General features: G+C 54.2%; 16 protein-coding genes and 1 riboswitch. Of the genes, 6 read left to right on the forward strand and 10 right to left on the reverse strand.

What is annotated here, in order from left to right:
- Positions 1 to 210 (forward strand): transposase (locus BLR64_RS28540; protein ID WP_139172134.1); only part of this gene is annotated, 210 nt, incomplete at its 5' end.
- 266 nt (positions 211 to 476) lie between these two features.
- Here the strand turns inward: BLR64_RS28540 and BLR64_RS30960 are convergent.
- Complete coding sequence (locus BLR64_RS30960) at positions 477 to 1,610, reverse strand: polysaccharide deacetylase family protein (RefSeq protein ID WP_244157872.1); 1,134 nt, start codon at positions 1,608 to 1,610, stop codon at positions 477 to 479.
- A gap of 504 nt (positions 1,611 to 2,114) precedes the next feature.
- Here BLR64_RS30960 and qoxA point away from each other — a divergent pair.
- The 5 genes from qoxA to BLR64_RS28570 all read left to right on the forward strand — a co-directional run bounded on the left by qoxA (position 2,115) and on the right by BLR64_RS28570 (position 7,833).
- Positions 2,115 to 3,125, forward strand: a complete 1,011-nt coding sequence (gene qoxA, locus BLR64_RS28550; RefSeq protein WP_090719933.1) for a cytochrome aa3 quinol oxidase subunit II — start codon at positions 2,115 to 2,117, stop codon at positions 3,123 to 3,125.
- A 77-nt stretch (positions 3,126 to 3,202) separates the two neighbouring features.
- Positions 3,203 to 5,146: a cytochrome aa3 quinol oxidase subunit I gene (qoxB, locus tag BLR64_RS28555; protein ID WP_090719935.1), complete on the forward strand. Its 1,944-nt coding sequence runs from the start codon at positions 3,203 to 3,205 to the stop codon at positions 5,144 to 5,146.
- Positions 5,143 to 5,739: a cytochrome aa3 quinol oxidase subunit III gene (gene qoxC / locus BLR64_RS28560; RefSeq protein WP_068728290.1), complete on the forward strand. Its 597-nt coding sequence runs from the start codon at positions 5,143 to 5,145 to the stop codon at positions 5,737 to 5,739. The genes qoxB and qoxC overlap by 4 nt, the downstream gene beginning before the upstream one ends.
- Position 5,740: 1 nt before the next feature.
- Positions 5,741 to 6,034, forward strand: coding sequence for a cytochrome aa3 quinol oxidase subunit IV (gene qoxD / locus BLR64_RS28565; protein ID WP_068728289.1), 294 nt, complete (start codon positions 5,741 to 5,743; stop codon positions 6,032 to 6,034).
- 254 nt (positions 6,035 to 6,288) lie between these two features.
- Positions 6,289 to 7,833 (forward strand): copper amine oxidase N-terminal domain-containing protein, encoded by a 1,545-nt coding sequence (locus BLR64_RS28570; RefSeq protein ID WP_090719937.1) that lies wholly within the window; start codon positions 6,289 to 6,291, stop codon positions 7,831 to 7,833.
- A gap of 101 nt (positions 7,834 to 7,934) precedes the next feature.
- On the opposite strand, the gene BLR64_RS28575 is transcribed toward BLR64_RS28570, so the two are convergent.
- From BLR64_RS28575 to BLR64_RS28620, 9 genes are all read right to left on the reverse strand, one after another.
- Entirely contained in the window at positions 7,935 to 9,644 is a 1,710-nt protein-coding gene (locus BLR64_RS28575) for a methyl-accepting chemotaxis protein (RefSeq protein ID WP_090719939.1), read from the reverse strand.
- Between the two features lie 137 nt (positions 9,645 to 9,781).
- A complete protein-coding gene (locus BLR64_RS28580; RefSeq protein ID WP_090719943.1) occupies positions 9,782 to 10,468 on the reverse strand; it encodes an ECF transporter S component in 687 nt (228 codons plus the stop codon).
- Positions 10,432 to 12,138, reverse strand: coding sequence for an ABC transporter ATP-binding protein (locus BLR64_RS28585; RefSeq protein WP_090719945.1), 1,707 nt, complete (start codon positions 12,136 to 12,138; stop codon positions 10,432 to 10,434). Before BLR64_RS28585 ends, BLR64_RS28580 begins: the two co-directional genes overlap by 37 nt.
- Complete coding sequence (locus BLR64_RS28590) at positions 12,054 to 12,998, reverse strand: energy-coupling factor transporter transmembrane component T (protein ID WP_090719947.1); 945 nt, start codon at positions 12,996 to 12,998, stop codon at positions 12,054 to 12,056. Before BLR64_RS28590 ends, BLR64_RS28585 begins: the two co-directional genes overlap by 85 nt.
- Positions 12,995 to 13,852 (reverse strand): DUF4430 domain-containing protein, encoded by an 858-nt coding sequence (locus tag BLR64_RS30150; protein ID WP_139172136.1) that lies wholly within the window; start codon positions 13,850 to 13,852, stop codon positions 12,995 to 12,997. Before BLR64_RS30150 ends, BLR64_RS28590 begins: the two co-directional genes overlap by 4 nt.
- Before the next feature lie 184 nt (positions 13,853 to 14,036).
- Positions 14,037 to 19,268, reverse strand: a complete 5,232-nt coding sequence (locus BLR64_RS28605; protein WP_090719953.1) for an S-layer homology domain-containing protein — start codon at positions 19,266 to 19,268, stop codon at positions 14,037 to 14,039.
- Positions 19,269 to 19,618: 350 nt separating this feature from the next.
- Positions 19,619 to 19,826: riboswitch (cobalamin riboswitch) on the reverse strand.
- Between the two features lie 963 nt (positions 19,827 to 20,789).
- Positions 20,790 to 23,897 carry a GAP1-N2 domain-containing protein gene (locus BLR64_RS28610; protein ID WP_090719954.1) on the reverse strand — a complete coding sequence of 1,036 codons (3,108 nt, stop codon included), beginning with the start codon at positions 23,895 to 23,897 and terminating at the stop codon, positions 20,790 to 20,792.
- Positions 23,894 to 25,156: a hypothetical protein gene (locus BLR64_RS28615; RefSeq protein WP_090719956.1), complete on the reverse strand. Its 1,263-nt coding sequence runs from the start codon at positions 25,154 to 25,156 to the stop codon at positions 23,894 to 23,896. Before BLR64_RS28615 ends, BLR64_RS28610 begins: the two co-directional genes overlap by 4 nt.
- Positions 25,157 to 25,390: 234 nt before the next feature.
- Positions 25,391 to 25,642 (reverse strand): transposase (locus BLR64_RS28620; RefSeq protein WP_167360805.1); only part of this gene is annotated, 252 nt, incomplete at its 5' end.

Consider the following 25,642-nt stretch of genomic DNA (forward strand, 5'->3'; position numbering starts at 1 on the left):
AGCGAGAGCTTTACGAAACTGTACAACAAGCGAACGGCCGTGGAACGAGTTTTTGCGTACCTCAAAGAGTATTTTGGCATGAAACGTACACGTCACCGCGGTGTCCGGGCAGGTGTGGATTTCCAGCTCAGTACACTGGCCTACAATTTGAGTAAGTTTGCGCTAGACAAGTTGAACAAGCAGTTAAACAGTTTCCAGAAAGTAGCCTGATTTTTTTTAAAACGATCTCAAAAATTTTGGCCCAGTCTTGCTACTCAACAAACTGAATTATGAAATTGACTCCGGTATACACTTATTTCTGAAAAAGTAGCTATACACGCCATATTAGCTGTACCAAATACACTTATTTCAATTCGCAGCTTCGCCACCGGTAACGTATATGCGAAAGCAGCCCATACAAAGCAAAAAAAGCCAGCGGACTAAGTCTGCCGGCCTCTTTTCATAAACTTATTTACAACACGCAATAAAATCCCCGCTTACCGCTCATCATTCCAGAAGTTCAGCGGCTTCAGATCTTTGGTGATTACAGCAAAGCTGTAGCCTTCCTTCTTGAAGGTCTCCAGCAGGCTCGGCAGCACCTTCAATGTCGCCTTCTGGTCATGCATCAGGATGACCGGATTAGTCTTGGATGACTGCAGCTTGTGCACCTGATCCATAACCGAGTTATAGATTTTATCGCTGTCTTCCTTGTATCTCCAGTCCTCCGAATCGACGTTCCAGTCCCACAGGTGGTAGCCCTGGGCCAGCACCTTATCCCGGAAGCTTTTGGTGAAGTATGGCTTGCTACCGTATGGCGGACGGATCAGCGTCGTTTCCGCCCCGCTGATTTTCTTCAGCACCGCATTGTCCGCCGTCATTTCAGCCAGCGCTGCCGCAGGCGAAGCATAAAATTTCTCCTTGCGGTGGGTCATGCCGTGCAGCCCAAGCCCGCTGCCTGCCTTCACAATCCGCTTCACCTGGGCGGGATAACGGTTCATGTTCGGGCCAAGCATAAAGAACGTTGCATTGACTTCGTATTTATCCAGTATATCCAGCAGCTGTGCCGTAGTCGCGGACGGTCCGTCGTCAAAGGTCAGATACACGGTCTTTCCTTTGACTGCCCCTTCTCCGGAAGGTTTGACCGAACTTACGGCCTGCGGCTTCAGCTTGTCCGCATACTGCTTCACAAAAGCCTCATCGCTCATGGCCGCCGACCCGTCCCGGACTCTCAGTAAATATTTATCTCCCTGAAAGGTTATGCTATATCCGAGGTATCCGCTGATCTTCACCGGAACCATCAGATTCCCGTTCTGCAAAAAGCTGTCCATCGGCACAACCGTACCATCCTGCAGCTTCAGTCCGCCGTTTTTCTTAAGCAGACGAACGGATTTGTCGCCGGCGGCAACCGCGATTCCGTCGGGCAGCCCGGTAATTGTCCACTTCAGCTCTGCAGCTGCTGTACGCAGCGGCACATAATAGCTACCCTTAACCGGCACAGCTTCAATTCCGGTCAGCTTGTCGTTCACACCCAGCTTCAGGCTTGAGCCCGCACCGGCAGCACTTGCTGCAGTCTGCAGCACACCAAAAGTTAAAAATAAGGACATCAGGACAAGCATTACTTTTTTAAACACCAGCAAGAGCTCCAATCTATGTATATTTGCCTCTAACTCTATCATACATAGATATAACGTAATTTGAGAGATTGTAACCGGGCGCCTAAAATATTGTTACTTTTTCACGCTGTGATAAATTGCACAATGACTCCTAACGCCAAGACAAGTGCAACTTTCGTCGAATGCTGTCAGACCAACAAATAAAGCGTTTAATTTCCGTTCAATTCACACATTCTAATTGTGACGAAATTAGCAACAATACAGTAATTTTGAACAAAGTTTGAACAACCTTAAATTTAGCTTAAAGCCCGTCGCTACAGTGATCTTTGTCATACATAACGGCACTTGTAACAAATTGATCACACATCTTTAACTTTATCGCCATTTTTGAGGACGATTATAGATTATTTTACAATATATGTATTTTGCAATCCGGGTAAGTAATTCTTACTATAGATACAGGTTATTATTTCGCCCGCCAGCAACGAACGGCTAAAGAATTATTGAAGGAAGGAGTTCTATATGAAAAAAAAGGGACCGTTATACGCTTTGTTTCTCAGCCTGCTCTTTATTCTGCCGGGATGCAGTTCATTAACCGTACTGAATCCTAAGGGCCCGGCTGCACGGACGCTGTCTGACACCATTATCCTCTCCATTGCGGTGATGGCCTTTGTCCTGGCAGTTGTCTACATCTTATATATCTTCGTCCTGGTGAAATACCGGGCAAAGAAGAGCAATGAAGGCTACATTCCGGAACATGAGGAGGGCAATAAGGTACTTGAGGCCATCTGGATTATTATCCCGATCATTATTGTGGCCTTCCTGTCCGTTGTGACTGTAAAGTCCACCCATGCCGTCGAGAATGTGGCTAATGAGTACAAGGATCAGGATCCGCTCGTTATTTATGCTTCCTCCTCCAACTGGAAATGGCATTTCAGCTATCCTGAGGAAGGCATCGAAACGGTAAACTATGTGAACATCCCGGTTCACCGTGCAGTTGAATTCAGACTGTATTCCTTCGGGACAATCACCAGCTTCTGGGTTCCGCAGCTGGCCGGACAGAAATACGCTATGAGCGACATGCTCACTTATCTTAACCTCTCTGGTGATACCGTAGGCTCTTATATCGGAAAGAACTCAAATTTCAGCGGTAAAGGCTTTGCCCACATGGAGTTTGAAACGCTGGTTATGACTGACGAGGATTATCAGGACTGGGTCAAGGAAGTTAAGGAAACTGCGCCTGCGCTGACAGAAGACGAATTCAAGGGACTTCTGGCTGCCGAGCATCTTGGACGCAAGACTTATTCTTCTACCCATCTGGAATTCAGCCCGCCTCCTGGCGATCACAGCGAGCATATGAGCGGTGACGGCACGGAAATGGATATGCACAACGGCGGTGAAGAACACGAGGATAACAAGGAGATCCATCCTTCCCCGGCACCTTCCAGCCAGACCGAGTTCGACGGCAACCCTGCCCCTGAGGTAGAAGAGCCGCTGCCGAGCTCACCTGTTGAAGAGCACACGCACCAATAAAACCAACTATGAGAGCTATCCGCTCTTAGAAAAGCATGAATCATGCTGGCAGCAACAACCTGAAAGGAGCCACCCTAATGGATTTAGAGAAATTTAAGGTTCACGGCGAACCCCTCATTTATGGAGCCATGGTCAGTATTGCCCTTGCCACCATCGGGATTCTCGTCGGGTTGACCTACTTCAAAAAGTGGGGCTATCTCTGGCGCGAATGGCTTACCACTGTGGACCACAAGAAAATCGGGGTCATGTATATCCTGGCTGCCCTCCTGATGCTCTTCCGCGGCGGCGTGGACGCCATGATGATGCGTCTGCAGACTGCAGCGCCTGAAATGAAATTTCTGGATGCACAGCACTATAATGAGGTCTTTACCACCCACGGTCTGATCATGATCCTCTTTATGGCCATGCCGTTTATCATCGGTCTGATGAATGTCATCATTCCGCTGCAGATCGGCGCAAGAGACGTTGCTTTCCCTCGCCTCAACGCCGTCAGCTTCTGGCTCTTCTTTTTCGGGGCCATGCTGCTTAACATCTCCTTCGTCATCGGCGGTTCTCCGGATGCTGGCTGGTCCGCTTACTTCCCGCTGGCGAGTCTGGAATTCAGCCCGACTGTAGGGAACAACTACTACTCTCTGGCGCTGCAGATTTCCGGTATCGGTACGCTCATTACAGGGGTTAACTTCATTGTTACCATCCTCAAAATGCGCGCTCCGGGCATGACACTGATGAAGATGCCGATGTTCACCTGGTCTGTTCTGATCACCAACATCATTATCGTCTTCGCTTTCCCTGTGCTTACCGTAGCACTGGCACTGATGATGTTCGACCGCCTCTTTGGCTCACAGTTCTTCACGATGGCCAATGGCGGGATGGATATGCTCTGGGCTAACTTGTTCTGGGTTTGGGGACATCCTGAAGTATATATCGTTATATTGCCGGCCTTCGGTATTTATAGTGAGATTATCGCCACCTTCTCCAAAAAGAACCTGTATGGATATACCTCCATGGTATTCAGTATGGTTATCATCTCCCTCCTGTCCTTCCTGGTATGGGCGCACCATTTCTATACCATGGGTCAGGGCGTAATGGTCAACAGCTTCTTCTCCATCACTACGATGGCGATTGCTGTACCGACAGGGGTCAAAATATTCAACTGGCTGTTCACCCTGCGTAAGGGCCGGATAACCTTTACTACACCGATGCTGTACACGCTGGCCTTTATTCCGATCTTTACCATCGGCGGTGTTACCGGCGTCATGCTGGCGATGGCCAGTGCCGATTATCAGTACCATAACACGATGTTCCTGGTAGCGCATTTCCACTACGTTCTAATTCCGGGCGCTGTGTTCGCCGTTATTGCCGGGTTCCACTACTGGTTCCCGAAAGTATTCGGCTTCCGTCTGAACGAACGTCTCGGCAAGCACGCCTTCTGGTGGATCATCATTTCCTTTAACGTAACCTTCTTCCCGTTGTTCTTCCTCGGTCTGATGGGGATGACACGACGCATGTACACCTATTCGGAAGAGACCGGCTTCGGTCCGCTGAATATGCTGTCATTCGCCGGAGCGGTAGGTCTGGCTATCGGTTTCGTTCTGCTGGTGTACAACATCTACTGGAGTACCCGCTACATGCCGAGAGACACAACAAGCGATCCTTGGGATGGACGTACCCTGGAATGGGCTACACCAAGTCCGATCCCTGCCTACAACTTCGCTGTTGTGCCTAAGGTTAAGTCCCTGGATCCGTTCTGGGAAGCCAAGCAGAAGAAAGTATCGCTGTTTGAAGACAAAATCACCAAGATTCACCTGCCTAACAACACCGGGAAGCCGTTTATCCTGGGTGTAATCTTCTTCTTCCTGGGCTTCTTCCTTGTATTCAGCATGTGGGTTCCTGCTATTGTCGCCGGAGTCGGTGTTATCGTTATGCTGGCTGCAATGTCCTTTGACCAGGATCATGGCTTCTATGTAAGTGCAGAAGAAGTTATTGCTACTGAAAAGAAACTGCGGGGTGAGACTGTATGAAAATAGATGCGTCGAAGCCGCTGGAATATTCAACTGAAGAAAACAGTAACAAGATCTTCGGCTTCTGGGTTTTCCTCGGAGCTGAAATTCCGCTCTTTGCTACATTGTTCACTGTATACTTTGTTATGGTTAACCGTTTTGCCGACGGTCCAAGCGGCCCTGAGCTGTTCGAAATCGGACCGGTGCTGGCTGAGACCTTCCTGCTCCTGACCAGTTCATTTACAATCGGTCTGGCTGTGCACGCGATGCGCCTCGGCCACAAGAAAGCCATGATGATCTTTATGGGCATCACTTTGCTCATGGGTCTCGGCTTTATCGGGATTGAGATTGATGAATTTTTCACCTATGTTCATGAAGGTGCTACTCTGCAGACCAGCGGCTTCCTCTCCAGTCTCTTTGTACTGCTTGGAACGCACGGTGCCCACGTCAGCTTCGGCTTCCTGTGGGGAGTAGGCATCATGATCCAGCTGTGGCGCCGGGGTATTACTCCTGCAACAGCCAACAAAACATTTATCTTCTCACTGTTCTGGCATTTCTTAGACGTTGTCTGGATCTTCATCTTCAGCTTCGTCTATCTGAAAGGACTGATGTGACATGATAAAGCAACTCTTTCCAATCCGCCATGTAATGGGCTATCTGGCCTCACTGGTCCTTTCAGCCGCTGCGCTGATTGTCATTTACGGGGATCTGTCCCATGCAGCCAATGTGGTGGTTCTGACGGTCACTGCCATTATCCAGGCTTCCCTGCAGCTGTTCGTGTTCATGCACATCGGCGAATCGGCAGATACCAAAAAGGAACTCTACATCAACATTGCCTATGCTTTGTTCGTAGGTCTGATCACCCTTTTCGGTACCCTCTTCATCTTCGTATGGGGCTGGTACGCGTAAGCTTTACAGCTTCATAATCGTCTTAACAGAAACAGCCTGTATCCGGTATATGCTCCGGTACGGGCTGTTTTTTCGTTATATGGCTGGCACCCTGGCTCCAGAATTTTCAACAAACATTCAGCCCGGATTCAACCAACATTCAGCGCAGGCTCAGAGGGTTCTCAGTTAGCGGTTCTACAATGTAGTTATTCACAGCACAGAAAGATGGAACTACATAGCAGGGCCTACACTAACAGCAAAGGATGAGAACAAGTATGAGTAAAAAAAGTGGAATGAAGGGTTTTGTCGTCGGAGCCGCCGTAACCGCCTCACTTGCCATGTCAGTATCAGCTTATGCCGACACCATTACGAAGAAGATTGCCGTCACCTACGATGATATTATCGTTGAACTGAACGGCCAGGAAACCGCAATGAAGGATGCCACAGGCGCGACTGTAGAACCGTTCATCTATAACGGCACCGTCTACCTTCCGGCCAGAGCGATCTCGGAAGCGGTCGGATTAACGGCCAGTTATGACAAAGCCACCAAAACCGTCAGCCTGACCGGGGCCGTTGAAACGGGCTCAGCGCCGGAAGAAACAGCCGGCACTGCAGATGCGGCCAGCCTGGGAAGCGCAACCTATCTGCTGGATGGCAGCACTGCCAGCAAAACAGATGAATCCTACATTGCTGTGACAACAGATACCTCCGCAGTCAAAGTTATAGCCGGCGGTGCCCTCACGCTAAACGGAGTGACTTTGAGTAAAACCGGCGGCACCTCCTCTGAGGACAACAGTAACTTTTACGGGCTAAATGCCGCACTCCTTGCAGCGGGGGGCAGCACGGTGTTCTTGAATGACTCAACCATAACCACCAGCGCAAACGGAGCAAATGCCGTATTTGCCACCGGTGCCGGGTCAACAGTCAATGTATCCGGTGCAACCATCACAACTACAGAGGATTCATCCCGCGGACTGGATGCCACCTATACAGGAACCGTCAATGCCACCAATACCAATATCACCACAGCCGGAACCCATTCCGCCAGTATTGCCACTGACCGCGGCAACGGTACAGTAAATGTTACCGGAGGCACGATGCTGACAACCGGTACCGATTCGCCGGGGATTTACTCCACCGGTACAATCTCCGTCACCGATGCGCTGATTACAGCACAAGGATCGGAAGCAGCCGTAATCGAAGGCAAAAATTCCATCACACTGACAAATACTCACCTGTCAGGCGCCAAAAAAAGCGGAATTATGCTCTATCAGAGCTTTTCGGGTGATGCCGAGACCGGAACCGGCACTCTGACAATGACCGGCGGCTCGCTGACCGCATACGAAGGACCGCTGTTCTATGCCACCAACACTGATGCGGTGATCAACCTTAAGAACGTTGGACTTACAAATAACTCCGGCATCCTGCTGGCTGCCAGTGCTGATAAATGGGGCACAACGGGCGCAAACGGCGCTACAGTGACGCTTAATGCCGATGCCCAGCCTTTGACCGGTGATGTCACTGCTGACAGTATCAGCTCCGCTCAGCTTGTTCTCTCGAACGGCAGCTCCCTGACCGGAACGATTGACGCTGCCAATGCAGCCAAGTCGGTTTCACTTACGCTTGATGCAGCCAGCGTCTGGAACGTTACTGGCGATTCCTACCTGAGCGCCCTGACTGACGGCGATATTACCCTGTCCAATATCAAGGATAACGGATACACCATCTATTATGATGCGTCGGCAAACGCCAACAGCTGGCTGGCCGGGGCGACTATTACGCTTAGCGGCGGCGGCCGTCTGACTCCATTCACCAGTTAAGGCCATTTGAATAACAGGACGGATCAAGCTTGAAAACCTAACAGCCCCTGGAACCTAACCGTTCCAGGGGCTGTTTGCAAAATAAAATTCTTTATATGCTGCTAAAGCTTGAACCTTGCCAGCTCCTTCTGCAAATCTTCAGCCAGCGTCGCAAGATACTGGGCGGACATGGACATCTCACCCATGGCGGACAGCTGCTCTCTGGTCGCAGCGCTGGCATCCTGGACATCCTCCGCACCTTTGCGGGAAGCTTCGCCCACCTGTTCCATCGCTTCTGTCACCGACTGTGATTCCCCGGAGACATGCTCCACCGCAATTCTGATCCGCTCTGTCTGACGGACAGCAGACTCGATGGCAGACTGGATTTCCGCAAAGGCCACCGCGACGGCTTCACTCTGCGCGACACCCCGCGCCACAAGCTCCGATCCGGCCGTCATTGAATCGACTGCACTGCTCGTCTGCTGCTGGATATCCGTAATGATCTCCGTAACCTTCAGTGAGCTGTGCCCTGTCGCTTCAGCCAGCTTGCGGATCTCCTCCGCAACCACTGCGAACCCACGCCCGTGTTCGCCTGCTCTGGCCGCTTCAATAGAGGCATTCAGCGAGAGCAGATTCGTCTGGTTTGCGATATCGTTTATTGTAGTAATGATAGTGTTAATCTCTTCCGAGAGACTGCCCAGATTGCCGACTATGGCTTGTGTAGCAGCAACGCTGGCATTGATTTCACTCATCCGGGTGATAATGCCGTTTACCGCCTCGGCACCGTACCCGGTGGAAGCCGCTGCACCGGTCATCAGTTCAGCCATATCATTGCTGCTGTGCTCGACTGCTGCAATATCCTCTGCCATGGTCTGCACGGATGCAGTGGTCCGGATGATGCTGTCAGCCTGAGCCTCGAATCCGGCCGCAATATCGCCCGAGGCCTCGGCGATCAGCTGCGAAGCTCGCGCCGTCTGCTCTGCGCTTGCACTCATCTCCTGTGAAGAAGCGGACAGCATTTCCGTACTCTCCGATATCCCCTGCATCATCCGTTTCAGGCTGGTGAGCATCGAATTGAAGGACTGGTTGATCAGGCCGATTTCATCACTGGAGGCATAAGACGCGGTTACGGTCAGGTCACCTTCTTCCGCCCGTTTCATAAGAGCCTGGAGCTCTTTAAGTGGCCTTGTAATCAGCCGGGAAATGATGATACTGATGGCGATGCACAGTATCCAGGCAGCGGTAATCAGCAGGGTGCTGATTGTCCGGGAGGTCTTGGCATTGGCCAGCGTCAGCTCATTATGCGCTTCGGCTTCTGCAATCAGGGAAGCAGAAGCCTCATCCAGCAAGCCGACCATTTTGGTTCGCGAATCGCTGAAGGCACTTCCGGAAAATACCTGATAGCCTTCCTCACTCAAGCTTTTGTCTGCCAGCTGAATGATATTATCACGCTGAGTCCGGTAGTCCTCAAGCAGCGACATATACTCAGCAATTCCGTTGCTGATCTTCTCATTCTTGAACTCAATGGATTTCAGCTGGTTCATCAGCTCGTTGTTCTGCTCGATCTTGCTCTGTATGTCAGCGGTGAGCTGCTTGCTTTTGTCCGCTTCTAAGGTCAGCAGATCCTCCAGGAGAAAAGACTCGATCGCCCGGTTATTGGCGCGTATTTCAGTAACCAGATAGATGGGAATCAGATTCTGATTGTAAGTCTCCTGCGACCGGTCAGCAAGCTTATCCGTAAACAGGATTCCTACAGTTCCGACACCGACCACCAGGATTACTGAAACAGCTACCAGAACTGCCATTTTGAATTTTACTTTTAAATTCCTCATTAGCCTTATTCCCGCCTTCTCCCTAACGTGCTATAAAATCTATATCGGCGAAAAAAGTCGAAAAAATGAAGTATTTCGAAAATTTTGTCGAATACTATGATGTCTGCTGAATGCTCCGGCAGGGATAATGAATCCGTTCAATCCTGCAGCAGCCCGTATTTCCGGCGGAAACGCTGCAGTACACCGGTCCAGCCCCCGGCAAGTATGGCCAGAAAGAACACATTGGACAAGGCATGGGCCAGGTCAAAATAAAAGCTGGAAGCGTAGGCGGTCATAACCAGCCCCCAGCTGAAGGCCTCCGGCAGACTGATAATATACCAGATGTTCATGATCCATCCAAACAGGAAACCCCAGAGAAAGCCAAACAGCAGCATTCCTCCGCGCTTTTTCATCCACCAGGAGTTCCGCAGCCAGCCTGCGCTTAGCCCGGCCATTCCCCAGGCGAACATCTGCCAGGGTGTCCACGGCCCTTGTCCGAAATAAATATTGGATACCAGCGCAGCTACGGCCCCGATGATAAACCCCGCCTCCGCCCCAAACACATAGGCCGACAGGATCACAAGGGCGGATACAGGCTTCACGCTCGGCAGAGCTGCGAACGGAATCCGGCTGACAGCGGCAATAGCCGACAACACAGCCAGCAGCACCAGCTCCCTGGACTCCAGCTTACGCCGTTCTAGCCGGAGAAAAACAGGCAGGAGTGCCGCCCCGAGCAGCAGAAGGCTCAAAAGCATATAATGGCGGTCCTTCAGCGCCGCCGTAAGCGCCAGTCCGGTCAGAAACAGGGCTACAGCAACGATGAGCGGAAAGCGTAACCTTGCCATGCTGTCATCACATCCTCTATTGTCAGTGCCTGGGGCAGTATATCCCGCACCATGCGATTAACTGCAGTTGTATAAAAATAGTTGCTGCTGAAAAAATCCGCCGGAGTCCCCTCCGCCGTAATGCTCCCGTCAAACAGCAGGGCACAGCGGGAAGCATACCGTGCAGCAAACTCCACATCATGTGTTACTACGGCGATACTCATCCCCTGCTCCAGCAGCTGCCGGAGCAGCCCGGCAAAACGCACCTTAGCGTCAGGGTCGAGTCCTTTGGTCGGCTCATCCAGCAGCAGCACCGCCGGCTTCAGCAGCATGACCATGGCGAGCGCCAGCTTCTGCTGCTGGCCGCCGCTGAGATCATGCGGGTGGCTCTGCAGCACCTGCTGAAGCTCAAACGCCTCTGCCAGCCGGGAGATCTCCGATGCGGCTTCCTCCGGTGCCAGACGGGCAAACGCAGCCATGTGCTGCAGCTCTTCCAGCGCGGTATCATAGCTGAAATAGAGCAGCGGGTTCTGGGCGAGAAAACCTGCTGTTATCCCTCTGGCCAGCTCCACCTTGCCGCGCTGCGGCTTGGCCAGCCCGCTCAGCACATGCAGCAGCGTGGACTTACCGGCGCCGTTGCCGCCCAGAATGGCAAGCAGCTCTCCCCGGTGCAGCGAGAGACTCAGCTTGCGCAGCACCTCCCGGCCTTCCTTCTCGTAACGGAAGGTAACTTCTCTCGCACTTAACAGCGGAGTGGAATCAACCTTATGCGGCAAGGCAGCGGTGTTATTGCCAAAAGCGGCAGCAGGATTGCCACCAGGCGGTTCGCCCGCCGCAGAAGACGCAAGGTTATGCAGCCAGCGCTTACCTTCGCGCACCGTCAGGGGGATGGACTCCGTCAGAGTATCTGACTTCCCCCGTGCAGGCAGCGCCAGGTACAGGCGCGCTGCGGTAGGCAAATACGATTGGACCGCAGCAAACGTCCCCTCCGACGCTTTGGAAACAAGCTCCCGCGGAGGACAGGCTGCCTTCAGCATTCCGCTCTCCATAAGCAGCACACGGTCAGCCAGCGGCAGCACCTCCTCCAGACGGTGCTCGCTAATGATAATGGTCACCGACATTTCCTCATTCAGCCGGTGCAGGGTCTGGATGAATTCACGCGCTGCAACCGGATCGAGCTGTGAGGTCGGCTCGTCCAGCAGCAGCAGCTTTGGCTGAAGCAGCAGGACGGAGGCCAGATTAAGCAGCTGCTTCTGGCCGCCCGAAAGCTCATGCACCGGCTTGTACAGCAGCGGCTCCAGGCCGAACAGGCCGGCCATCTCCGCCAGTCTGCTCCGCATCACCTGCGGCGCGAGGCCCAGATTCTCCATCCCGAAGGCCAGCTCATGCCAGACGGTATCCATGACAATCTGCGCCTCCGGATTCTGGAATACCATCCCGATCTCCCCGGCGGCCCGTTCCTCCGGCAGCTCAGCCAGAGGCAGCCCTGCATAACGGATCACGCCGCTTCCCGTCCCTACAGGGGTGAGCTCACGCTTCAGCTGGCGCAGCAGCGTCGTCTTGCCGCCGCCTGACGGGCCCATCAGTACTACAAACTCCCCCTCCTCTACCGTAAAGGTGAGCTCATGGAGCGAGTCCCGTTCGGCTCCGGGGTAACGGAAGGATAAGCCTTCCGCCGCGATGATCTCCATAGCCAAATCTCCTTTCCTTCCAAGCCCGGCGGAATCAGCACGAACAGGCAAAAGCTGATGTACATCACCGCTTCCCCGCTGCCGAATACCAAAGGCTTCATACGCGGATAGATTTCAAATGCTCCATAGCCCTGCAGCCAGAGAATCAGCGGAATCAGTCCGCTGAGCCCCAGCAGCAGGAGCACGGCTTTGTCTAACCAGTCCATTTTGTATATCGAGTACGTACTGCGTCTGCGGATACCGTACCCTCTTGCTTTCATGGAGTCCCCCGTCTGCAGCGCCTCCTCCAGCGACCAGGTTAGCAGCACCTTCAGCAGGGTCATGCCGTCACGCATTCTTTTACGCAGGCTCCCTTCACCGACATCAATTCCCCGAAACCGCTGGATCAGGGTGATTTCACGCAGCCTTCTCTGGAACAAGGGCACAAACCGGATGGCCATCAGCGTCAGCAGGGCCGTCTTGGGCGCAGCCGCAGCAAAGGCATACATAAATTTATCTGTTGTTACGGTGTAGTTGTAAGAGATGAATAATAGAAATATTGTAAGCAGCACCAGCATCATGATCAGCCCGTACAGCACAGCCTCCAGCGTAATAGGCTGGTCCCACAGGTAGAACAGGATATGCGCTCCCCTGTGCGAGAACAACGGGTTCAGCACAGCCACGGACCCTGCCATCAGCAGATAGAAGGGCAGGCCGCGCAGCAGCTGCCGGCCCTGCCCCTGCAGAAGCAGCAGGAGGATCAGCCCCGCAAGCTCGGTAATCAGAAAGAGCGGATGCGTGATCAATGCGGCGAACAGCAGCAGCCCGGCGTAATAGAGCAGCCCTACTGCCGGATGCATGGCACGGAAGCCGCTGCTCATGGCGCCTTGGCTCCGATGTCCTTGCCGAGGTCAAGTGTATACAGCCATTCTATCGTATCCCCGGGCTGAACGGTGTAGCTTCCGGCACTCTTGTCCGGGAACTCCCCGTTCACCCGGTACATCCAGCCGCTCTCCGCGCCATGATCCAATTCATAGAGATTGTCTATGCCTTCGACATAGGCAAAGCCTTTGGCTCCCTGGAATTCCATCTGGATTTTGTGCTGGCGGGTAATCCGCTTCAGCAGGTCCAGCGCACTTTCGCCTTCCTTGATCTCGAACGCCGCCGGCGCAAGAATCACCCCGTGTTCCGCATCTCCTGTAATGGAGATGACGGCTGTATCCGCCACGGCGGCAGGCTGCGCAGCCGCCGTGGGCTTGGCCGCCGCCGGCGGCGGCGTTTCTGCCGGCTTCGCAGCGCCGGCAGAAGGGCTTGCGGCAGCGGACGGCTTCGCCGCTGCCGCCGAGGTAGCGCCGGCGCCCTTGGCGGGCGGCGCCGTAGCCGTGGCCGCCGGACGGTGCGCGTCCGGCGCGGCTGTGCCTGCGGGGCTGCTGCCCGCAGGCGCTGTGGCAGGCGCGGCGGCTGTAGCCGCGCCCGGGGTGGCCGTCTCCGCTGCGGGAGACGGCGTGGGTTGCCCCGCCGATGCGGACGGCGGGGCGGTGACGGCAGCGTCTCCGGGCTGCGGAGACGCGGTGGCCGCCGGCTGCGGGCTCTGTGCCGCAGCCGTGGCAGTGGCGCTGCCGCCCGCGTCCGGGGCGGCGGCATCCCTGCCGGGGGCTGCGCAGCCCGGCAGCAGCAGCGCGGCCAGCAGCACTAGCTCTGGCGGAAGCAAACGGCGGATAGCCGGTCTAATCATTACTCTGTGCACCTCCTGAAATAATCCCGCAGAACATACCCTTTTATCTTTGAAAAAAAGGGAAAGAACGAGAGCCTGATGCCCCCGTTCTATCCCGATCCTATCATCTTTATTTATTTTAGCTTAAACCAGGCTGTAAATCTGCTCTTTTCTTGTAACCTTTCGTTAAAAACGCAGCTGCGTCCTAAGGCAGCCGGACTGCAACGACTGCGGCCATCTCACGGGTTACAGCGGCTGCAGGATCAAAGGAGCCGTTATACCCGCTCATATAGCCCAGCTGTGACACCGTCCGCACAGCGGACAACGCATAGCTGCTGATCAGGCGCTCATCCGTGAAGGCGGCAGACGCTCCGCTGCTCTCCAGCTTGAAGGCCCTCATGATCATAACCGCCATATCCTGGCGGGTAATATAACCGTTAGGATTGAAGGCCGTATCGCTTACACCCGAAATAATTCCCAGCTCCTTCGCTTTCAGCACCGTCCCGTAATACCACGAACCGGCTTTAACATCGCTGAATACAGCAGCCGCCGGGGAATCAGCCGGTGTTTCTCCAGTCAGTCTTAACAGCAGGGCTGCGAATTCAGCACGGGTGATCTTCTGCTTCGGAGCAAAGACCAGGGCCGTTTCACTAACGCCCTTCATCAGTCCCTGATTAAAGGCCTCTTGTACGGAAGCAAGCGCCCAGGCAGAGATTTGGCTTTCATCGGTAAAGGTAACGGCGCTCACTGCCCCCGGCGTAATGCTGAACAGCTTGGATTCACCTGTCAGGAAGCGGCTATAGGCCGACAATGCCAGCAGCGCCTGCTCCGTAGCCAGACCGTTGCCTTGCTGTCCTGCAATGTGGGCATAGCTTCCGTCCGCCTGTCTGAATGAAGCCAGATGGCTCAGCAGCCCGCCCTTCGCTTTTACAAAACGTGCATCTCCCGGACCAATGCCGGCAGTACTGAGGGCGATAATGACCTGGGCAGTACTTTCACTGTTTTCAGTGCCGGATACCTTGTAGCCGCCGTTGTCCAGCTGCTGTCCGGACAGCCACGTTACCGCTTTGTCCAGAGCGGCCTGCACTGCCGCCTGGCCGGTATGCGCGGAGAGTGCCGTGACCGCCATCGCGGTCAGATCCACATCATCAGTACCTCCAGCGGTCAGCGGGAAGCCGCCGTCCTTGCTCTGCAGCTCCAGAATCGCAGCAATCAGACGCTCCCTGGTCCACAGTGCATCTGCAGGCACCTTATAGGAGCCGCTATCGAGAGCAATCAGGCCAAAAATCAGACCGTTGCTTCCCTGGCTTGCCATATTGCCGTTGTTATAAATCTTCTCAATCAGATTATATCCGCCGATATTCTGCGGATCCGCCCCGGCCGCAGCCACGGCCAGCACCAGACGCTCATAATCGGTTACCTTGCGGAATTCACCGCTACTTGCGGCAAGCTGCTCCTTCACGGCGTTCAAATAGCCTGCCGGCACAGCATGGCCGGTGCGGGCCAGGCCAATGGCCTGCCAATCGCTCAGCTCCCCTGCTGCTGCCACAGCCTTGGCTGTAGCCGTAATATCACTGGCCAGCTTGCCCTGCTGCGGCTCAAATCTGCTGCGGTCTACGACCGCGTATGTGGTGAAGTGGCTGACTTTACCAGTCATGATGCCTGTCTTCAGATCAAGTGATGCCGGAACCGGTATCCAGTTGCCTGTGCTTTCATCCAGCCAGGCCAGCGCCAGATTGGCCGGATTAACGGCCGTAACCGGAATGCGGATCAGCAGATCCGCTGTTTTCAGGAATTTCGTGCCGTCCGGCTTGAAGTCATACAATCCAGATACAAGCTCCGTACGGTTTGAGCTGCTCTCTCTTACACTGATTTTTACTGTTCCGGACACTGCGCCGGAAGGCAGCTGCAGTTCTACTTCTCCGCCGCTGTCCTTCAGGGAGGCTGCCGCCCCCGGAGTCACCTCCTGCTCCATGGTGACCACGTTGGCCGCCAGCTGCTGTTTAAGCGCCGCAGCTTCTGCTGCTGCCATCACAGTACCGGTTACGGCTGTCGTCTGGCCGGCCTGATTGAGCGGAAGCGTATTGTCTGCAGTAATGGTTACTCCGGTAAGACTTCCGGAACCGGCTGCTCCTGTTCCGCCTGTGCTTCCCGGGCCGCCAGGCGGATTTCCGATATCTGCTCCGCCGTCGGTTGTATAACGCCAGGCTAGCACATCCCCGCTGCTGAGCTTATAGCTGCCTGCACTTGTTTGGGGATAGCTGCCGTTGACTGAATACATCCAGCCGCTGTCCTTGCCGCGGTCCATCTCAGCCAGGCCGTCGATGGATCTGATATAGACGCTGTCACCGCTGCCGCCGCTCACCACTTTGCTGCCAAGCTGGCGGATCAGCAGGCTGTAAGCTGTTTCGCCTTCGTTCAGCGTTACAGTTGTACTGGAGAGAATCGTACCCTTCAGGCTATCGCCTGTAACGGAAATGGTGGCCGTTGCCGGCTGTGGAACCGTGGTCGGGCTTACCACCGTCAGCGCCTGTGTATAGCGGGCGACGTTTGGCGTCTTCCCGTCCACATAACCGGTGACAGTCAGGGTGTAAGCACCGGCCGCCAGGCCCTGGTTGAAGGAAGCCACACCTTTTTCGTCCGTTGTAACCGTTGCTCCGCCAATGCTGACCTGTACGCCAGCAGCCGGAGAAACAACCGGGTCCATCGTAAAGGTTGTATTGTTCCATACCCATTTTTTCTGCTCAACTGCAACCGTGAACGCCTCGCCTGTCTTCGGCTGCGAAGGCGATACGGCCAGCGAATGCACTACCTGCGTATTATTCCCTGCATAGTACACGAGCACATGATCGGACGGCTCAAGTACAAAGTCATTCAGCCCTACATCCGGTGAGATCCACTCCCCGCCGCGCAATACGGCGAAGGCCCAATAATCCTGCTGATTGTAGGTGCCGTTCTCAACACCGCCAATGCCCCATACAAAAATACCGTATGCAGACTCCGTGCTTTGCAGTGAAAGGCTTCCGGAAGCGGCGAGCTGCTGCAGGGCGTCGTAAGCGTTGAACGCCTCAAGCTTGCCCTCCGCCATAACCCCCTGCGGTCCTTCAATTGCCAGGCTGGCTGTAACATTCCCCGGGGCTACCTTCAGGGACTCCGCGTAGCGGGCAACCTTCGGCGCGGCTTCTTTAACGTAGCCAGTGACTGCCAGCGTGTATATTTTTGCAGACAAGCCTTGTTCAAATGCGGCAACGCCGTTACTGTCCGTAGTTACCGCCGTTCCGCCAATGGTCACCTGAACGCCTGCAGCCGGTGAAACCACCGGATCACTTGTGAATGTTGCGCTGTTCCACACCCACTGCTTCTGCAGAACCTTAACCGTGAATGCTTCATCCGGCTTCGGCTGCTGCGGAGTTACCGTTACCGAATCGACAATCTGCGTACCGGTTCCGGCAAAATAGACCAGCACCCGGTCCGATTGCTGCAGCTCGAAATCTCCCATACCCACGCTCGGGTAGATCCATTCTCCGCCGCGGTAGACTACAAAATTCCAATAGCCGTCATAGGTTCCATTCGTAATCCCGGCAATGCCGGATACATAGCTGCCGTAAGCGGAATCCGTAATCTGCAGCGGGATGTCCTGTGCTGCAGTCAGCTTTTTCAGCGCTGAAAGTGCATTAGCGGCTTTCAGCGTTCCCTCTGCCACCGTTCCTTCCGGTCCTTCGACCGTCAGATGGGCAGCGGCGTTGCCGGAAACTACTGTAACAGCCTGAGTATATCTGACTAACGCCGGGGCCTTGCCGGCAGCATAACCGGTTACGGTCAGCGTATAGCTTCCTTCCGCCAATCCGTCTTTAAACGCAGCTATCCCGTTCTGATCCGTAACAGCCTTTTGGCTGCCGATCGTGACCTCGACCCCGGCAGCTTTTGAAGTCACCGGCTTTGAAGTAAACGTAGCGTTATCCCAGACCCAAGTAATCTGAGTAACCGTGACGTCAAAAGCCTCATCTTCCCCTGGCTGCGCCTTGGACAAAGTCACCGATTCAACAAGCTGGGTATCAGCGCCCCCGTAATAGACGACAATCCGGTCAGAGCCCTTGAGGCTGAAATCCTTCATGCCTACATCCGGATACAGCCACTGTCCTCCGCGGACGACAGCATAGCTCCAGCCATCCCAGCCGCCGAACATTCCCGCAGCTACATTGCCGATGGCCGTAACATAATTGCCGGACGGATTCGTAAGCGCCAGCCCGTTCTGGGCCGCAACCTTCTCCAGCGCTTCAAGGGCATTGCCTGCATAGGCATTCCCTTGGCCCAGCGTACCCTGAGGTCCTTCAATTACAAGCGGTACATATACAAGCGGGTTCTGCGCTGCCGGTTTTGTGAAATCGTACAGCTTCCCGTTGCTTCCGCCGCTGAACAGATTATAGGCAACCAGCGCCTGCAGACCTTGTTCGGTAGCATAAGCATTGACATTGCCGCCTTCGTTATGGGCAAAACCGCCGCCGGCTGTAAAGAAGCTCAGCAGTCGTGAGATCAGATCCCCTTCTGCTTTGGTAAACTCAGCACCGGACGGATCAAAGCCAAAGGAGCTCAAACCAATAATAACCTGGGCAGCACTCTCACTGTTGTCGCCATATCCGCCTTTGCTGTCCTGGGCAGCGGATAACCAGGCTACCGCCTTCTGTCCGGCTGTCGCTACGCCCGGTTCATTCCGGTGTGCAGCCAGAGCAGTCAGGGCCATTGCTGTCATATCCGGGTCGCTTGCACCTGTGGACAGGGTAAAACCGCCATCCGCATTCTGCTTGGACAAAATTTCGCTTAATAGCGCCGTCTTGCTCCATTTAGCATCCCCCGGAATGGTGTAATTGCCGGAATCCAGTGCGAGCAGCGCATATACCGGGGCATTCAGGGTTTGTCCGCTGATTCTGGTATTGTTATAGATTTTCTCGATCAGATTGTAGCCTGCAGTGGAGCCGGTGCCGGCATAATTTTCCGGATCAGCACCTGCAGCCTTTGCTGCGAGCACAATCCGGGCGTAATCCGTTACACTGGAAAAGCTGCCGCCCGCAGCCTTAACCTTTTGCTCAAGTGCCTGCACATACCCGTCAGGTACGGTATAGCCGGCCTGGGCCAGCCCGATGGCCTGCCATTCCGATGTCACACCGCTGCCCAGAATATATTCGGCAGTTTTGTAAGTGGCCTCTTTTACGGTAACTTGTCCGTTATCCGCTGCTGCCTCCAGAGTAACCGACAGCTCAGAGGAGGAAGCGTCTGCTGCATATACAGCATCTGTTACCTTTTCCGTCCCCTGAACTGCTGAAGCATCAGCTGCAGCATAGCTCTGGCCGGAAGGGACAACAGCGCCTCCGATAATCGAGATAACAAGCAGTAGCGCCAGGCTGAGTCTCCAGAATCTGGCAGAGAATTTCTTTTTCATCGTTACCCTCTTTTCTGTGAATAAAATGATTTGGCAATCAGTGCATCCATTACAGGACACGGGACAATCAGAACGGTATACGTCTTGATACGGGTCGTATCCGTTCACTAGTCGCAGAAGATTCCTCAGCAGCTCACACTGGGATTCTCCCGCAGCCGCACTTGCCCAACATAAAAACCGCCCTGTTAAGGGCGGCCGGGAAGAATACAAATTAACGGCTGGACGGCTTGTTGGCCGAGCTTGCTGCTCGCAAGCACGCCATCAGCAGGCATACCTTCTGCAAGGCGCGCCTATACCCTAAGCCGCAGTTCATCTGCATGTGTTCCGCATTCTTACCCCACGAAGAAGTGAAACGTCCATGAAAAAAGGCAGGTCTCCTGGCTTATGCCTCATCGCTTCTCCTTTGCCTTCCCGTCAGCATTAACAGCCGGACAGTGGCGCATCCGCAGGAGTCGCTCTGCATTTACAGTGGCGGGACCGCGCCGGACTTGCACCGGCCTTCCCTATTAAGCGGTTCTATGAAACTATAGAACGCGCACCCTTTTCAATAGCTTATTAAATTTTAATATTCATAATCATATCTACTATTTCCCTCTATGTCCATAGAAAAGCTGTTACAATCTCATTCCATCCCATGTCAGCTATTAGAGCCGGAATACGGCTGCGCAGAGCTTGCTTCAACCAGGCGCTTGTGTCAGAAGGGGGCGGTGTACATGCGGACTGCCTAAATTCATAAACTACTCTATGTCTAATAGATGATTCAAACTCCTCATCGTGCTAGCTGACCTGTCCTCGCAAACTGCATTCTACTCTACCTAAACCAGACCAACCACACAAAGACCACTCTACTCTTACACAGACTACTCTGACCACTTTGACTCCTCTAACCCGGCATAGATGACTTAAACTCCCCGCCGTGCAGACTAACCTGTACTCGCAGACCACCTTTTACTCTACCTAGACCAGACCAACCACTCGCAGACTACTTTACTCTTACACACGAACAACCCGACCACACGCAGACTACTTTATACAAAAGGACGCCGCAGCTAGTTGGAAAAAAGCAACTTAATTTCGGCGAAACCCTCATTCCAGCGTAATTAAGTGGAAAATGGATACTTAATTTACTGGTTAAGCACACATTTCAGCAAAATTGCCTGAATTAAGTGGCGAATTTCCACTTAGTTCTGTTCATCGCTTGTTTCGGCAGAGATTAGTTGTCTAAAATCCACTTAGTTACAACCAGGCAGCTGCAAAAGCATCGTGAAAGTACCCGCCCGGCCACCTGCACAGTTTGTTAGTTCAGAATAGAGTTTATGCTGCACATAAAGATAGAGTTAGCCTGCAAGAAAATGCTCATCCTCTGAGACAGTGCACTATGTACCAGTATTGTGCTTCCAGCTTCATCCCGTTCTGCTGAAAAAAAATCCTGAACGCATTCAAGCCGACAGCCGGCTGTTAGTACTGTTCAGGATTACAATAGTTTGTTTATTAGTATTAGTTGGCTATATAAAGTAGTCGTTACTCCGCTCCGGCAGTGCTTTCTGCACCAGCACCGTTTGTGCCGGATTCGCCAGTGCTTGTCTCACCCGCTGTATTGCTGCCGCCGGCGTTGTTACCAGTGTTATTGATACCAGCTGAAGCATCAGGCGTGGCCTCAGCTGTGGCAGAAGGCTGTGCTGCCGGAGATTTGGTCACTCCCGCCGCAGGATCAGGCTGAACAATCAGCTTGTACTTACCGGCGGTAATCATACTGCCGGCTGCAAGCACAGTTCCCTGCTCCAGGTCAACGGTGACCTGGTAAGCCGGCGGAGACGAGACGGACTCGCCGCCGTCCGTCCCGGCAATCGCGTTGTCAGCCGCTCCGCCATCCGTCCCGGCACCCGCGTTGTCCGCCGCGCCGCCATCCGTCCCGGTGCCCGCGTTGTCTCCCGCGACGCCGTCCGTTCCGGCACCTGCGTTGTCCGTCACGGCGCCCGCGTTGTCCGCCGCGCCGCTGCCCGTACCAGAGCCAGCCGCATCCGTGGCGGCCGCTCCCGGTTCCGGCGACGACACGAGGCAGCTGCCCGTCGTCGCAACAACATCATACATGTCCGTCACTTCATCTCCGGACATGAGACCGATCTCCGCCGGTTTAAAGGCGGAGCATTCCGCAGCATCCTCAAAGGTGAACACCAGCCGCGCGCCGGCTGTCCCGCCGCTGCCAAGCCTAGCGGTAACCGTTGAAGCACCAACGGCCCCCGAGCCAGTCTCCGGCGGGTCCGGCCGCAGCAGGCTGAACGCTATAATGACCGCGATGATCACGAGCCCCAGAATGGAGCCGCTGATCAGGAGTTGAAATCGGCTGCGGCTGACCCACCGAGCCAGCGGTGAAGCCAGCTTGCTGCGGGCTTCATTGTAGACATTCTGCAGCGCCGGTCCTGCGGCGGCTGCATAGCTTTTGCGGAAGTCACGGCTCTTGAACGCTTCACGGTCCTTGTTCATGAAATACTTCAGAACGGCCCGTTTATATCCCGGCCACAGCTTTTTATTCGAAACTGTGAACAGCCTGCTGCCCTGCGACCAGTCGAAGAAACGGTACACCGTCTCCTTATCTCCGCCCGCCTTGCGCACAACCAGCTCCAGCAAAGCCTCATAATCCAGCGGCCCGTCCTCGCGCTCACTGATATGATAGAAGGCCAGCGGCAGACGCTCAAACGGCTCCGCACTGCGCATATCCTTCAGCCAGCGCCGTCCAAGCAGCTGCACATCGTCCAGCTCCCGGGGAGCAAGTCCGGCAAAAATCTTCTCATCCGGCTTCTCCTCGCCAAACCAGCGGTAGGCGGCCCGCAGGGCATTCGCCTTTCGTCTGCTGATGGAATCCAGCGGAGGCTGCCAGTCCTCAGCATCGCGGTAACGCAGGAATGAAATATCCAGCAGCTGCTCCAGCGTCAGCTCGTCCAGATCCACACGACTGAGCAAAAAGCGGTCTGCCGCATCCGTCAGCTCCAGCAGCAGCGACATCGCCTCCGGATAGAGGCCGCTGCCTCTGCGCCGTTCTTTTTCAGCCTTTTCTACAAAATCATGGGCGGCTGCTACGGCAGCTACAGGATTATTGTCGCCGGCCAGCTTCTCCAGCAGATATTCTTTGATCATATCCCGGGCAAAGGCCTGCTGCAGCACCTCCGGCAATGACCGCCCCCAATGGAATACGAAGCGCATAATGTCCCTTGAATCAGCCGCAGCAGCAAGCCGGGATTCCATATAAGGCTCCAGCAGCTGTCTGCGGAATATCGGCTGGCCCAGCACTTTTTTGAAAAAGGCAGCACTGAGCCCATCATCGCTCTCGATAATGCCATAAGCCGCAGCCAGCACATCCTCCCTCCCTGCAGCCGGACAGTTCAGCATGCCGTTGATGAAATAATCGACGATTTTGCCGCGGTAGTTATGACCCTCCAGCACAAAGTACTCCTTGAACTGCTCCAGCACTTCAGGCTGGGGAATCCCCCGCTGCCGGATGGCATCATACTCACGGTCGAAGCGCTCCAGGAACAGATCATTCAGCCGTACCCGTGACACCAGTGCTCCCTGGGGCTTAAGGTAGGACAACAGACCGCTGAGCACAGCGGTTTTATCGTCCGCGTACGACTGCTCATCCCCCTGCTCAATCTCATAAAAGACCGCCAGCTCGTTGTAAACCGCCAGCTGCAGCTTGCGCTCAATCCCTTCACCTGTCAGCAGGGAATCGGCAAAACGGGCATAATCCTCCATGCTGCCCTTCCGGTTAAGCGTCTTCCAGACAAGCTCGGCAAAAGGCTGTCGCGTTCCGCCAAAATCAGTATTCAGCATCCGGCCGGAGGTCAGATCGAACACATAATCCTTCTCGATATTGCGGTCCCCGGGACGCAGCGAGCCTTTTTCCACAAAGGTCAGATGGATATATTTGCGGCTCTGTGGCTCATTCGCATACGTAATCACGCCCAGTCTGCGGCGGAAATCATACGGCAGCACGCTGAACAGAACCTCTGTCAGGTCTGCGGCACGCCGCGACACCTCGCTGATCGGCACATCAAGCGCAATGTAGATTTTTTTCTTCCCGGCTACGGAGAGCATAACCGCCTGCAGCAGGGCCTTGAACGTTTCTTCGGTAAAACCGAGCGTGCGCAGCACCGTCAGCGGGTCAGGCCGGCTTTCGCGCTGCTGCACGGGGATATTGGCCAGCTCCGGCAACGCCCCCCCCGGCTCACCTTCATGACTTACGGCAAAGTCTGCATGCAGCCAGTCCCCGAAATGCTCCACAATTTCCTCCGAGCGGATCGGCGGTACAATAAAGTTATGGGCGAAAAAAGCGCTCCGCTGCCCCGTAAAATCAGCCGCCAGATAGCGGCTCTGCCCAATTACGGTATCGTTCGTCTCCGTATGGAACAGATGCAGCGCAGCTGGATAAATCTCCTCATTCTTCTCGCCGCGAGCCGAAAGCTCAGCCGGAGCATCGTAGACGCAGAAGGGGTGGAGAATTTTTTTGACAAAATTATTATCCAGACTGTCCGATTTCGCTACCGTATCAAAGCCCTCGGTTGCCCGGTAAACTCCCCGCCGTTCGCGGGTGTACATCTGCTGGGTGATGCCGGACCCTGAAAATCTGTTCACGGCCCGTCGCTCCCCTCAATATAATTCAGCTTGTGCAGCAGCCAGATAAACGGCTCGTCCACCCGGATCGGGCTGACCACACCCTCTATCCTCTGATTGACCGGATTGCTGCCCAGCGCAGACACGGCGAAATACCCCGTATTGGCAAAATAAACATCCATCGTATCCTTGAACGGGCGGTCCACCTTCTCGATGAAGCGGCGGATTTCTCCGTCGATGTTATGATATTCGTCCAGGTTCAGCGTTTTGCGGTGCACATAGTTATTAAAAACATTGCTGTTCGACTTGATATAATCGCCGTCCTCATCCTTGAGCGAATGCAGCATATCGCTTTTGGTCAGCACGACCGCTGTCGGGATGGAGGTTTTGCTTTTCTCCTGATAAGCGATAAAATCGCCGAACATCGTCAGCACCACATCGCGCGGCTCATCATACTGCGATACCCACTCGCCGGGCTTGTCGCCGTAGTTGATGCGGATCTTCTCACGGATGGAGCGGATCTGCAGCGGATCGACCATGAACAGGATGCCTGCGGAGTTTTTGATATGCTGGCCGTGCAGCCCGAGGTAATCCTGGTCAACCATGCCCTCACCGGCAACATCGAAGAATACCAGTGTCAGCGGCGGCTTGCTCTCATCCTTGAAGACGAACTGGAAGATGAACGGCTCCTGCATTTTTTCCTTCTGGGTCGAGGCCAGCAGATCGCCGCGCTCAAACAGCGGTTCTTCATACAGCGTGCGGAACTTGCGGCTGATCTCGGCATTAAGCGGCATGCAGGCTGCGTCAAAATGTCCCGCCGTCGTATGCTGCAGCGTATGGATCAGCGAGGTCATATACACCGACTTCCCGACCTGGGAAGCACCGATAATCGAAATAATGTTGCTCGGCACCTTGCCCGCGGTTACAGGCAGCTCATTATGGCAGGCCGGACAGAGCCGTCTGCGCGTCAGCACCCCGTAGCGGTCAGTCAGCCCGGTCAGCACGTGATCCGTATAGTGATGGTACTCTTCCGGAATATCCGCCGGATTCAGAATGGCTTCCATGTCGTCCACCGTATCGAGCCCGAAGCGCTCACGGTACTTGTTGAGGGCATCATCCTCGCCCAGCGCGTAATTCTCATCATCCTCACGGCTGTGCATGGCCCGGAAAACGACTTCCTCCGGCTGGAATTTCGTGAAGCAGTAGGGGCACACAATATCATAAAAAAGCGGCCGCGGCTGCGGCTGGTTTTTCTTCATAAAGCGGCTGAAAAAAGACATCTCTTGTCCTCCCAACGTTTTGTCGTTGTCTGAGCGTTACTTTTTGTTGATTACTGGCTTTGGCTAAAAGCTATAGGCCATGGTCTACCTCGTGTGTTAACTGCACTTTGTACAACTATTTTGCCTTTCAGTCCGGCCTTTTTCCTTTTAGCTGCACTTTGGAGTCAATTTCATAATTCAGTTTGTTGAGTAGCAAGACTGGGCCAAAATTTTTGAGATCGTTTTTTAAAAAAATCAGGCTACTTTCTGGAAACTGTTTAACTGCTTGTTCAACTTGTCTAGCGCAAACTTACTCAAATTGTAGGCCAGTGTACTGAGCTGGAAATCCACACCTGCCCGGACACCGCGATGACGTGTACGTTTCATGCCAAAATACTCTTTGAGGTACGCAAAAACTCGTTCCACGGCCGTTCGCTTGTTGTACAGTTTCGTAAAGCTCTCGCTACCTCTTGCGGGGTAGGCGTGCTTTCGTAAATCCGTTTGGAT

This window comes from Paenibacillus typhae (genome assembly GCF_900099765.1).
In the GTDB taxonomy this organism is placed as follows: domain Bacteria; phylum Bacillota; class Bacilli; order Paenibacillales; family Paenibacillaceae; genus Paenibacillus_AQ; species Paenibacillus_AQ typhae.